The organism is Bacillus cihuensis (assembly GCF_000504145.1).
Taxonomy (GTDB): Bacteria; Bacillota; Bacilli; order Bacillales; family DSM-1321; genus Peribacillus; species Peribacillus huizhouensis.
Map to the genome: position 1 here is coordinate 1,802,587 of NZ_KI632495.1, position 12,811 is coordinate 1,815,397.

Sequence of the window (12,811 nt, forward strand, 5' to 3'; positions counted from 1 at the left end):
TGGCAACCTTTGATCATCGTATGCTATCATTCAAAATAACATGAAATCTACCTAAATTATAGAGCGAATTAACCAATCTTTGTAGTACTATATGGATTATGATATTGAAATGTTCATTTTCTTTAGAAGAACATGCCCCTTTTATTTGTATTGATTGTGGGAAAAATAGATGAGGTACCTAACTTTGTTTTATCCGAATTTAGTTATGATTTGAAAGAGGGAGATGAAGATGAAGTTGTAGCAGTCTGCCCTTTTTGTCATAGAACCATGTAAAAATCGAGAAAGGTTCCCAAGTAAGTAAATCTACACTTGGGACGTAGGAAAGATAGCTTTAGAGATTTTGTTCTTGAATCTTTATATCAATGGTTTTTTCTCGTTCTGGATCTGCTTGAGCATACACGTTATTCAATGAAGGTATAATGGTATACGTGACCGTAAGAGTATTAACTATTCTTGTTATTTTAATATAATCTATTTTAAATCGATACGTATTATCAGATGATATAATTTCTTTATCTACTAATTTAACTCTAAATTCCTCTTCATATTTAGCAGCAATTTCAGCATTCGTAGGCATAGGAACAGTGGTTGGAAAATCATTAAGCCATCTTATGACTGCTTTTTTTGCTTCTTCATTTGCTGAGTTTATCTCCTTCTCAACATATGTTACGCCCATTCGTGATGATTGATCTAACTGTATATTTTTCTCTGATTTTTGATTCTGCATAGCACTGTTTAAAACATTGCTAATTAAAGTTACCGAAAAAATAAGGATTAATGTAATCGTTAATAATACAAGCACTAATGTGTAGCCTGCTTCATTTTTGTGTTTCATCTTTTATTCTCCTAATTGTTGAGGCTTACATCTACATATCCATATGCAATCGTTAATTCTTTATGGTCTTCTGATTCTATTCTTATCGAGATCGGAAGTAAGCCTAGTGAGCTTTCTTGTCTACTTTGTGATAAAGGTGTCACGGTTGAAAGATAGTTTTTTTGATTTAATGGAATGGACGGGCGAATATACTTATCTACTGGGATAGTTCGGCAATCGTTCGTTTTGCAATATGTTTCCAAGCTATTTGTTACCTCATAAAGTTCTTGTTCAGCTAGATTAATTGCTGTTAATTTATCTTCTGTTTTTGTAGAAAATGTCATTGCATTGGAGAAGAACGATAAAAAAATCGTTAATACAATACCTAGAATTGTGATGGAAGATAGAACTTCGATAAGAGTGAAGGCTTGATTATTTTTTAGAGTATTCACGAATTTCTACCACCTAATATCTTTTTATTCATTATATAACAAACTATAATAGGGAATGGATCAATTTTATCAAATGTGGTGAATTTTATGAAACAGGTAAACAAGGAATCTGGCATCACTTTAATAGAAGTGCTAGCCACTTTAGCAATTACAGGGATTATCGGGAGTGTTTTGTATGCTGTGTTTTTTCAAACGGTACACATTAAGGTGAAGACACAATCGCATAACGAATTGAGGCAAGAAGCAAATATTGTCATGACTCAGTTGCGCTCGATACATGAGAATGGAGATCGTATTTGGTATAGTTCTGGCATGTTATACACAGATAAAGAAAAGAAAAATCCATTAGCAACAGAAACAAATTATCTTTTTACAGAACTACTAATCAATGGAACTAAAATAGTTTCGGAGCAAAGTATACAGTTGTTGTCTACATCTACTTTCAAAGTAGCTTTTACTATGAAAGATCACGATCAAAACAAGTACGACTTGGAAACGGTGTTACCTGGGACAACGAATCAGCCTATTGCGGGTGAGATCGTGAAGCCCTCTCCTCCTAGTACAGCGCAAGATTTTTATACTTATCTAGTAAAGAATAATGTTTTTGTGTACGGTTCACAGTTTGAATTTCAAGGTAATCAAGTAAACGGACCTAATGCAGCAATTATTGTAAGAGGAAATTTGCTTGGCAGTCAATTAAACGGTGGTTCATTAAGTAATGTATCTAACATTGACATAAATGGACCCGTAAATATAGATGGAGGTAGTGCAAGTTTGGGTTCACGTATATCTCCAGGAACGATATATGTAAATGGAGATGTAACCTTATGGGGTGGAACACGTCATATATATGGAGATGTATATGTTAATGGCAATCTTAAGCTCAAAGATGCAATCATTCATGGTAATGTTTACGTTCAAGGGAATGTTGAATTGGATTGGACACCTACGATAGAAGGAAATGCAAGAATTTATTATAAAGGGACTATAAAACATCCTCCTAATTATCATCAATCTATTCTGGACAAAGTGATTCTTAAAGCTGATGTTCCAAAGTTAACTAAGAGTTATTCTGATATTCCACCATTAAAAGATTCTCAGTGGTACAGGGATCATGGATATACCCAAACGATAAAACCTGATAACATGAAATTATTTGGGAATAGTATAACTGTTCGAAGCTATAATGATAGTGGTTTAGGAAGATATGTAGATACTTTTACTAATGCAATAATTGTTAGTCAGGGAGATATTAATATCGATAGTGGGGACTTAAAAATGACAGGGGTGTTATTTGCCCCAAATGGCAAGGTAACTTTTAGTGGTAAATCATTTGAAGGTGTAGTAATTACTAGAGATGGTTTTTATGTAAAAAGTGGGGGAACTACTGTTACATTCAAGGGTATTGAACAGTATATAAGGGATCTTAAAGATTTCCCACTTAAAGACACTATGTAAGGTTTATTAACAATTACAAATGATTTCACAAAAAAGTCGGGTTTATCATTCACTAAAATAACTAGAATGGCTGCCAAAAGTATTTGGCAGCCATTTCTCAAATTTATCCCGCATTAACGGGCAGTAAGACCCCCATCTCAAGCTTATGAGGGACAAAAACTGCCCGTAAAAGCCCGATTGGTGAGATACAGTGAAACTTACCTTTGTGGTCTTCAATGGTAAAGTTTTCGCCCACAGGATGTGGGTCACACAGACGTTGCCGTAGGACGCGGCGCACTTAGTCTGTGATTCATTGAATCGGGTTCGTAGTGTCACTTTACCGTAGTGAATTGGAGGTATTAGCGACACTAGAACGGGACTAACCATCAGTGGGGAATGATGGAACCCCCCACTGATGGAAGTTTCACTTTATTCTAGAGAGTTTTCTTTTTCTCCACTAGTCTCTGGTGGTAGAACTACTTTATCTTTTCCAACCATTTGCTCCTCGTTCACTTCTTCGTCTAATTGAGCATCTTCCTCTATTTCAACTTCAGACTCAACAGGCATTTCTCTCAAAACCACTTCATTAACAGGTAAATAAAAATCTTTAGAAATCTGCACTGATTCTAGTTTTTCGTTTGTGGAATTATAGGTTTCCCGATAAACAGCTACCGAATGTCCTTGTTTCCCAGTTTGTTTAATCGTTTCACTACCATTAGGCAATAGAGCTGTATACTGTATTATTTTTCGATAATCCATCGTCTGCGAATCTTTTAATACGACCTTATATTGTCGATCTGACTCATAGCCACTAATTTCAACAGTAAGCACACTAGGTTGGGTGGCTTTGAAAACAACCGTCATGTCGAAATCATTGGGATTGGCTAATTTTAAATCCATTCCGTTCCGATTCACTTTCGCTTCATTGCCTACTGTAATCCCAACAGGCACTTCCTGACTTATATTTCTTTCAAGTATTTGCAGATTAGTTGAGAGGCTTGCTTTATATAATAGAGAAGCTACTTGAGTTAAGAAGTCATCCGTCCAATTGCCAGCATTTACGCTTAAATCGTTGATAAAAGAAAACTCGCCGAAAGCTGGTATTGTAATAGTAGGTGTACTTTGAACCCATGAAGCTAGTAATTTCACGTCCATTTGTTGCTTTTTTTCATGAGAAAGCACACTTGTAGACTGTGAATCATCAAAAAAATCCGTTAAACTTATTGCTTGCTCATTCACATCAAGCAAGCTAGCTTTACTCTGGATTTCTGCTTGCAATTTTTCAATTTTTACAGTAGCAATCACCTTTTCATCGACAATTTCTTTTAACAATCGTCTTAAATTTGTTTCCGTTATAGTGGCTAATAACGGATTGTTCATACCGCCTTTGGCATCTCGAACAGATTCATTTGGCGAAAAATGAATGAAATCCGCAGGGATCGTTGTTTTACGATCGGCAAAGGTTAATGAAAGGCGACTTTTATTTTGCCATTCATCGATAGAATGAAGAAGCTTTTCGGTTGCTTGTTTTTTCGATTCGCCACTAACCAAAACAGTGCCAATAGAAGTATTTGCAGCAAATAGCTGATCGGTCTGCGAGATTTTTTCATACGCAAAAGCGCCTAATTGTGAACAAGACATGATAAAAGCCGTTGAAAGAATCACAATGGTTAAAATCCGTAAGTAGGAAGAAGAGCGTTTCTCCATTTACTGTTCCCCCTCATGCTTTTTTTTCAAGTACATCTCTTCCAAATCATCAAATGCATGACTCAGACGTTCATTTGGTGCTACGTCTATTTCTTTATTATCATCTTGCTTAGGCTCGATGGCAGCTGCAACTTGAGCTTCAAGATTTTCAAAGATCTTCTTTCTCGCTTCTAAGACCTGCTCCTCATCACTTATACGGACTTTCCCTAATTCAGACGACGCCTCATGTAAGTCGAATATTTTCCGATTGGTAAAATCAATAAACTCCGATGAATCCACTTCAAAACCGAACGTCTGATGAACCGAGTCTGCTATTCTATCAAGTGAAGATGCTACTTCTAATCTTACATCCTCTTGAATGACCATTGGATCAGTCTCAAACAATTGGGCAGATTCTAAAGAAACACGTTCTACCGAAGAACGATAATACTCATCGACTGTTTCACTCATCTTCGCTCGTTTTTGTAACTCATCAAAAGAAAACAAAGGATTCATTTCGATTAAAACAGCGGCTTTCGTTTCGTTTTCATTCGATTGTAGCCAATTCATCATGAGATACGTCACGAGAATGGCTAATAGAAACTGCAGGCCAAATAGAACCCAAATGGAAAAACGATCATTCGCAATGATCTGTACTGATGCAATACAAACACTAGCTATAAAAATAGCTGTTCTTTTGGACCGCGATATTCGTAGAGGCATCATGTATAGAAGGAATGCTAGCAGAACGGCTGCAATCATAGTTGTATATAGGATTATCAAAATGCTTCACCTCATATTAAACATATCATAAACCTATGAATATTAATAAATAAAAAAAGAGTATGAAAACTAGTTTTAGCATATATGACTCAGGTGGTGCCTAAATTTCAAGTTCGGAACATAATTCCCGTAGCTTTATGATGCGTTCGGGAAAATATCGGCAGAAACTCTGAACTTAGTACCTGGAGATATCCCTGTTGCTTTGAAATAAAGTTTGATGAGAAACACCCTCGCAAGCCAGCTTTTTTCAGCAGATTTAAGTTTGGTTTTAATAAAAAAGTTTAATCATTTCCTACTTGTATTGCTCCACAATTGCGCCCAATTGCGGAATAAGGAAAAAATCCTGCGTTTTAATACAGGATTTTTGGTCCGACTTTTTAATAAAACAATGATCGAACTTAATTTCAAAGCCACAATTGCACTTCGTCGTTCAGTTGCTGGTTCTACCCCAAGAAGACCTCTTCTGCTGTCTGTACCTGTTTTGTCATGGTTTTCTTCCTCCTTTGATTTTGAGCATGCAAAAAGCTCATTCCTACTCATGGTTCAAGTTGGAATAAGCTTTTAAAAGTTTATCAAGTGTTTTGTCAAGTTGTTAAGTGTTTGGTTTCTTGGCTGTATTGTATGATCTTGTTGCTAGAGTTGTAAACCCGAAATATTTAATCGGCCAATCTAATAAGTTTTGGGTTTTTGTAACACCAATCAGGGTCATAGGGTAAAGATTTTAATTTTTGCATATCTTCCCAACTGTAAACCCAATCATAATCCGCAACCCAAAAATAGTCGTCAGGATTAGATTTGAGATAATGATATACAAAGCGAAATACTAACTCTTCAACACCATAAACGTCTTCGATAGTTCCTACTTGATATAGTTTATTATTGGAATCTAAACCCAAATCCTCATAATAAAAAAAATCAAGATGTGGATTATCCAATGCATCTACATAAAGTATAAACGAATCATTATTTTCTCGTACATTCTTATCGTTAATATTCAATGTCGTAGAAAGGAATTGTCCATTGCTGGCATAATTTTTACTGTTATGAAAGTTCAGCATAACATCCGCATGGAAAGCAGAAATGATGGAATCAGCTAAAAGTCGTTCTGGTGTATACTTTTTTTGGTTCATTAAGATAAAAGCAGAAGTCCCCATCCTATTATAAAACCCCCTTCAGATCCTCTAGTGAGTTAACAATCGTAACACCTTTAGATTTTATGGTTTCCAGCATGGCTTTTTGTTCGGGTCTTAAATTACTCAAAGACTTATCAATATACAAAATAACCTTTTTATTCTCTGGATTAAAGAATAAATCATGAGTTGGATCAGTAAATTTATTAAATTGATCTACTTTTACCGATCTAATAGATGTTTTGACTTCAATAATCGCATCTTTTGTAACGACGTCTAAATCACCGGCAAATTGACCGTCACTCTTCTCAACTTTTTGCGCATACGCTTTTACTTTTACCTCTGTTTTATTTCTTACAAAGTCCGCAACCTTAGCCTCAGTTGCTTTACCAACGTCTTTACTATTTAAAAATTGGTTAATAGCTATATTAATATTTTTCGGAGATTGATCAACCCAAGTAAGTTCATTTCCAGCTGGATTTGTATATTTCGTTTTATTTTTAACCTTAACCATGTTGCCAATGGTCTTATCTTGTTCCGTCCCCTCATCGGCTTTATCCTTATTCGGCGTATCGTCATCCGACTTCTTGGGATTGTCATCCGGCTTCTTGGGACCGTCATCTGGCTTCTTGGGATCGTCATCCGGCTTCTTGGGACCGTCATCTGGCTTTTTGGGATCGTCATCCGGCTTCTTGGGACCGTCATCTGGCTTCTTGGGACCGTCATCTGGCTTCTTGGGATCGTCATCCGGCTTCTTGGGACCGTCCTGATGCTTACCCGGACCGTCATTCTTCGGAGGTTTCGGATGAACCGGGACGTCGATATCCGGCTTCCGGGAACCCAGCTTATCCAGAAGCTTGCGCACATAGCGGTGTCCTTTCTTTCCCGCCCAGCTTAGCGCTTTACCGAATGGGATTCTGCTTAGTACAATGCCTATAGCGACGGAAAGCGCATTTTCGGGAGTAAACAGCTTCTTCGGATCGCGGATATAACCGGCAATCTCATGTCCGCTCCCGGCGATACTCGCCCCCGTCATCGCGATACCTAACGCCGGCCAGAATCCGACGAACAGCAGTGACAAGGCAAGGGCCCCCAGCACGATCGCGCCCTGTTCATACCACTCCAGCCGATCCCACCAGTTTTGCAGCGAATCGAACAAGCAGGCGAAACATGCCGTCTCTCCTCCACCCGTATGAGCCCCGATGTCTGCGAACAGACTGGCCACAAGCAGAATCACAGCGAGTCCAGTTAGCGCCTGGCAAAGAGTTTTTACCCGAGCCTGGACAGCCTCCTGTCTACCAGCCGCTTCTTCATTTCCATAAAGCAAATGAAATCCAAGCTCCCTGCGCTCCCGGTAAAAGCCAAGCCAATATATGAATTTTCCCCGGTCCAGACAAAAAGAGCGGGTTATATTCCACAGCTCGATAAACGGATTAAGAAGCGGCTCGTTCGGCAGCGACGGAAGGCGGTTTCGTATTTTGTTCAGCGACCAGTAATCGGCAAAAATCGATGCGACCAGCATCAGCAGGAATACCGGCTGAGTGTTATAACCGCTGCCGGTCCAATCATGAAGCCGGAACACCCAGTCCGGCAGCTTGAGCTGGCCGTTATTGGCCATATGATCCAGGATGGACCAAAGCAAAAGGATTGCTGGGAACAGAAAAACCCATTTCGTCAGTCTTTTCCGCAGCCGATAGGCAATTCCACACGCAAGCGCGACCATCGCAGTGTGCACGGGATGGCTGACGGTCATGAGCGTCGGCAGGAAGCTTGCTTCGAACCGCCCTGGGAATAGAGTCCAGAAATCCCAGTGGATCGTCTTTCCTCCAAACATCGTCGTGCTGTAATCGATCGCTCCGGGGTTCAGCCACCTGCGGCTCAGCTCCTCCATGAGCTGGAAACCGACGCCAGTCGCAGCACCGATGAGCGTGTAATCGCTTAAACTCATGGCGGAAGCTCGACGCGAGAATAACAGGAATATGCCGAGTGGAAGGAGCTTCCACAATTCTTCGAAAATTGGCGTGATCACGGCAATGGACCAAGTGTCGGAAGTTTTTCCGCCGAAAAGCACGTGGAAAGCATTGACTGTAAGCGTCGTGAACGGTACGACAAGAAAAACGCCTGCGAGAACGAACAGAACAACTTGCTTCCACGGCATCGTTTTGCTTCGGCACAGAAACCAAAATTGCAGCAGCACATAAAACGACCACAAATATTGAATCATCATGGTACGCGATTCTTTAACGAAGAACAAACTCAACACAAACGCAAGCAACGACAGCCAGGAAAAAATCGCATACGCCGTTTTAATAAACGGATATTTCGCAATCCATGATTGGCAAGTTCGATAGATGGCCTCAAGGAAATCCCGAATTCCGGTTCGAATGGACCAGATCGAATTCACTACGGTCGCCTCCTTTGTAAGCCGACCTCGTGCAAGCGGGACGTCCCCCTTTACGCTGGTCCAGCCCTAAGTAAATAAATGAATTCATGAAAACCATGGTCACCGATCGATCGGAGCGGAGGTTTAATAGAGTAATACCCGCAACATGTACCTAACCTATTTCTCGTGGGGTTACTAGTATTATTAATATTTTTATAAAATGTTGAAAAGGCGCTGGTCGCAAATCGATTTTTGCACGAAGCCTCGAAAAGGTGGATTAACAAAAAACAATCCTTGTTAAAATGTATACAAAGGTACAGTGAAAGACCGTCAAGGCCTACAGAATTTAATAATTGTAATTCGGATGAATTATGTTGTTGTTGTAGCTTTATAAAAAAAGTCTGATTAAAGATACCCAGCAAGTCTTCAGATGCTTGTTGTGATTTAAATGTATCAAAAACAATAACTTTATCACCTAGATCCACAAAGCCTGCATTTGCTGCAGCCCCGCCACCTTCTCTGGCTATTGCTTCATATAAACCTTTACTAACTTGTTCTAGCTAAAAACTTTTACTACAAAATTCACCGTTCATTTACCTCACCTCTTATTTATTTGATTAACCTATATTTTTTATATTCGATATTACTAAAATGATACCTCTAAATTGAGTAATATTAACAAACCTGTTCTTTATCTTAATAAAATGATTTAAAAGCATCTAAATTTGCACATTCAGTTATTCAACTAAATAGCCATTCGTATTATAAAGTCAGCCAGAACCGTACTCAACTATGTCGGGGTACACGTTCAGTTACTAGCATTTTAGTAGGTGGTACCTCGGTTACGTTAATATCAGATGATTACTAGTGGCAGGAATTCTCGCTATTCGCTGAAACATTAGTTATACAATAGATTATTATATACTCAGATATCTTCGGAATATCTGGTTAATCGTGACAATGGTGTAGCTTACAATTACGGAGTCTTATCTTTTAATTGCATTTAAAAGCTCCCTATCCCAACTCCCCAAGATCTTCTACATGTAAGCAAATACATCCACTACAACATTAGTAATAAGAAGATGCCAATGAATCATTAAAACGGAAGACTACGGAACTTACAAATTTTAACAATATTTATTTTCCGTAAATTTAATAAACTCCCTAGATTTAATAGAAATAAATGCTAGAATTCAATTGTTTGGAAACGCAAGATAAGACCTAATAATAAAAAACTTAATAATAAAGAATTAGCAGAATTTGAAGATGTTATTGGATATAAATTACCACAAGACTATATTGATTTTTTAATGGAATACAATGGAGGAGACCCCGAAAACAATATAATTGAACTTCCAAATGGCGAAATTCTTTCAATTTCAATATCCGATTTTTTTGGAATAGGTATAGAGAAAATTAATGATTTAAAGGCGAATTTCAAAGTTTTCAAAGAAAGAATACCAAAAGGTTACATACCTATTGCTAGAACAGAAGGCGGTAATTTGGTCTGTTTAGATGGTGACAACGGGCATTTATTCCTTTGGGACCACGAAAATGAATGTCAAAATGATTATATTGAAAATAAAAACCTCCTACCTATTGCTAATCATTTCGAGGACTTCCTTAAAATGATTAAATCCGATTCTGGCGAAGATTTGGAAGGCTACGAAGTAGAGGAAGTATGGGTTGACCCTGATTTTTTAGCCGAAATGAAAAAAATGGTTTATTGAAGTAAAGGGTGCGATTGTTCAATAAGTGGAGACGCTTTTTCGGTAACGAGTGTAAGAAGTATAGGTTGGAGGTGTGTAAAATGATTCAAGAGAATCCTTATATAACCTTTGGAGCTGATATTGGTGGTCCCAACGCAGGTAAAGTGATATCTCCCCATCTACAAGAGTTAAGGAATTTATTATATAAGTATTGTGACGATATTTACTGTGTTGAGATGGATAGTATTGATCCAGTTTTAAGAGTAGATGGTGAAATATCGTATTGGGAGTTTGAAGGCTGTGAAAAATTAAGACTTAGTAAAAAGAATCGATATATAACAATTGATGTAGGTATGCCCCGTTCAAGATGGGAAGGTGTCGATCCAGTAGATATTAGAAAATATCTTATAAATCAACTTAGGATTGCCTTAGAACTGATGTTAAAGCGATTAAAAAAAGAGAAGTACACTGTTAATGATACAGAATTATGGGCTGATTTTAGTAAAGTTGAAGAAGAATTCTTATTAAAGTAACTGGTGCTTTAGTAAAAGAAGAAAGGGTTCTACATATTAGTCATATCTAATATGTAGAACCCTTTAATTTTTCTATCTTTTTTAAAATTAGGTCTTGATAAATTACAAACATCGCATCTTTTTTACAAACATCGTGACTTTATTTCAAAGCCACAATCCCCTCTTCAATCTTTACGAGCGAGATTTACAACATTACGCGCCGGAAATCAAATTTACGCGCCAGTTTTGAGTTTAGCGGGCCGGAAGCAACACTTTGCGAGCGAGATTTACGATTTGCGCGCCGGAGACCATTTTACGCCCGAAATCCATAAAGGTGTTCATTCCGGCGCGAATATTTTCATTTCGTTCAGCTTGTTTTTCTAATATAAGGGCGTGCCAATGCCAGAAAATAGAGCGATCCTGTGACAATGACTAAATCATTGGGATTCTGTAGATTTCGTGCATAATCGATTGCTTCCTGCCAATTGATCATCGCCTTTTTCCGCTCCAGCTTACTCGTTTCTAACAATTCCTGTGCGGATGCTGCTCGCTTAAAGTCAATTTCCGTAAAGGTAACCGATGTCGCATGTTCATCTACCATTCTTAACACTTGTCGATAATCTTTATCTGTTAAGGCGGTAAAAACGAAATGATAATTGACATCTGGATATCTAGTTTGTAATGTTTCTAGCAAAACTTTCATGCCAGCAGGGTTATGAGCACCGTCTAAAATGATCTGACCAGGTAACACTTCAAATCTTCCAGCCCAATGTGCCTTTGCCAAACCAGCCCGAATACTTTTTTCAGAGATTTCTAGCTGATACTCTTCAACTAACAGCTTTACTGCAGCAATCGCTAAAGCCGCATTATTCACTTGGTGACGGCCGAGCATTTTAAGGTCGATTTGTTCAAGCGTTGTATTTCCCATTTTAAAAGAAAAACATTGACCGTCTTGAACTTGACTAGGCTCACTCAAGAGGATTTCTTTATTTAGGCAATAAAGGTTTGCGCCCTGTACTTTGGCATATTCCATTATAGCCGTAGCAGGTTCCTCTTCCGTTACACCGCTAATAACAGGCACACCGCGTTTAATAATTCCAGCCTTTTCAGATGCGATTTCAGCCAAGGTATTTCCAAGTATATTCGTATGCTCTAAAGAAATCGATGTGATAATAGATAGTAAAGGAGTGATGACATTGGTACAATCTAGCCTGCCACCTAATCCTGTTTCGATGAGTGCAATGTCCATCTCGTTCTTTTGGAAATAAAGAAAAGAAATAACCGTAATAATCTCAAAAAAAGTAGCCCGATATCCCACTTGACCTTCTTCTAAAAAAGGATAAATGGTATTCATATGTTCGATCATTTCTTCATCTGAGATCATCGTTTCATTAATCATCATTCTTTCGTTTACTTTTTCCAAATGCGGTGAAGTAAAACTACCCACTTTAAGTCCTTGGGCCATTAAGATTTCCTTCAAAGCATTCAAAGTCGAGCCTTTGCCATTTGATCCAGCAATATGGATCGATTGAAAGCTCTTTTCTGGGTTCCTAAGCTCTTTTAATAGATTCTCCATTCGCGCTAAGCCAAAGTCCATCCCAAGCTTCGATTCTCTACTATATAAATAATCCATGACTTCTTCCATTGATTGAAACAAACCGACCACTCCCTAAAACTGTTCTATTTCTCGATTTAATAAAGGATCACATTTAACCATAGCAAATTCTTAAAAAATAGACAAAAGGATTTTTTCATGCACAGCTGATCGTTTACTGATCATGTATTGGAGTTTACTAACCACATGAAGGTTTCCTCACAAAGTACTGAGGTTTTCTAACCAATTTTTGCTCAAGCCGGCAACTAATAAAAAAGGATGACCCATAAAGTCATCTGCTACCTGTTTGA

General features: G+C 38.2%; 10 protein-coding genes. 3 read left to right on the plus strand and 7 right to left on the minus strand.

The window, feature by feature from the left end:
• Positions 1-331 precede the first annotated feature (331 nt).
• Both V179_RS0114455 and V179_RS0114460 read right to left on the minus strand, forming a co-directional pair.
• Positions 332-835: a hypothetical protein gene (locus V179_RS0114455; protein ID WP_028392100.1), complete on the minus strand. Its 504-nt coding sequence runs from the start codon at positions 833-835 to the stop codon at positions 332-334.
• A gap of 11 nt (positions 836-846) precedes the next feature.
• Positions 847-1,266 (minus strand): type IV pilus modification PilV family protein, encoded by a 420-nt coding sequence (locus V179_RS0114460; RefSeq protein WP_028392101.1) that lies wholly within the window; start codon positions 1,264-1,266, stop codon positions 847-849.
• 87 nt (positions 1,267-1,353) lie between these two features.
• Between V179_RS0114460 and V179_RS0114465 the strand changes: the two genes are divergently transcribed.
• A complete protein-coding gene (locus V179_RS0114465) occupies positions 1,354-2,724 on the plus strand; it encodes a prepilin-type N-terminal cleavage/methylation domain-containing protein (protein ID WP_028392102.1) in 1,371 nt (456 codons plus the stop codon).
• A gap of 408 nt (positions 2,725-3,132) precedes the next feature.
• On the opposite strand, the gene V179_RS0114470 is transcribed toward V179_RS0114465, so the two are convergent.
• The 4 genes from V179_RS0114470 to V179_RS28010 form a co-directional block, all read right to left on the minus strand.
• On the minus strand, positions 3,133-4,410 hold the full coding sequence (locus tag V179_RS0114470) for a VanW family protein (RefSeq protein WP_028392103.1): 1,278 nt from the start codon (positions 4,408-4,410) through the stop codon (positions 3,133-3,135).
• Positions 4,411-5,172 (minus strand): hypothetical protein, encoded by a 762-nt coding sequence (locus V179_RS0114475; RefSeq protein ID WP_028392104.1) that lies wholly within the window; start codon positions 5,170-5,172, stop codon positions 4,411-4,413.
• Positions 5,173-5,828: 656 nt separating this feature from the next.
• Positions 5,829-6,326, minus strand: coding sequence for a hypothetical protein (locus V179_RS0114485; protein ID WP_028392106.1), 498 nt, complete (start codon positions 6,324-6,326; stop codon positions 5,829-5,831).
• Between the two features lie 4 nt (positions 6,327-6,330).
• Positions 6,331-8,706: a PrsW family glutamic-type intramembrane protease gene (locus V179_RS28010; RefSeq protein ID WP_235179041.1), complete on the minus strand. Its 2,376-nt coding sequence runs from the start codon at positions 8,704-8,706 to the stop codon at positions 6,331-6,333.
• A 1,193-nt stretch (positions 8,707-9,899) separates the two neighbouring features.
• Between V179_RS28010 and V179_RS0114500 the strand changes: the two genes are divergently transcribed.
• Together V179_RS0114500 and V179_RS0114505 are read left to right on the plus strand one after the other, a co-directional pair.
• On the plus strand, positions 9,900-10,415 hold the full coding sequence (locus tag V179_RS0114500) for an SMI1/KNR4 family protein (protein ID WP_034301197.1): 516 nt from the start codon (positions 9,900-9,902) through the stop codon (positions 10,413-10,415).
• A gap of 80 nt (positions 10,416-10,495) precedes the next feature.
• Positions 10,496-10,927, plus strand: coding sequence for a hypothetical protein (locus V179_RS0114505; protein WP_028392109.1), 432 nt, complete (start codon positions 10,496-10,498; stop codon positions 10,925-10,927).
• 346 nt (positions 10,928-11,273) lie between these two features.
• Here V179_RS0114505 and V179_RS0114510 read toward each other — a convergent pair whose 3' ends face one another.
• Positions 11,274-12,563: a bifunctional folylpolyglutamate synthase/dihydrofolate synthase gene (locus V179_RS0114510; protein WP_028392110.1), complete on the minus strand. Its 1,290-nt coding sequence runs from the start codon at positions 12,561-12,563 to the stop codon at positions 11,274-11,276.
• Between the last annotated feature and the right edge of the window lie 248 nt (positions 12,564-12,811).

Bases quoted from the DNA above. Each gene is read 5' to 3' on its own strand.
- V179_RS0114505 (WP_028392109.1), top strand. From the start codon at position 10,496: ATGATTCAAGAGAATCCTTATATAACCTTTGGAGCTGATATTGGTGGT.
- V179_RS0114485 (WP_028392106.1), bottom strand. From the start codon at position 6,326: ATGGGGACTTCTGCTTTTATCTTAATGAACCAAAAAAAGTATACACCA.
- V179_RS0114465 (WP_028392102.1), top strand. From the start codon at position 1,354: ATGAAACAGGTAAACAAGGAATCTGGCATCACTTTAATAGAAGTGCTA.
- V179_RS0114455 (WP_028392100.1), bottom strand. From the start codon at position 835: ATGAAACACAAAAATGAAGCAGGCTACACATTAGTGCTTGTATTATTA.
- V179_RS0114470 (WP_028392103.1), bottom strand. From the start codon at position 4,410: ATGGAGAAACGCTCTTCTTCCTACTTACGGATTTTAACCATTGTGATT.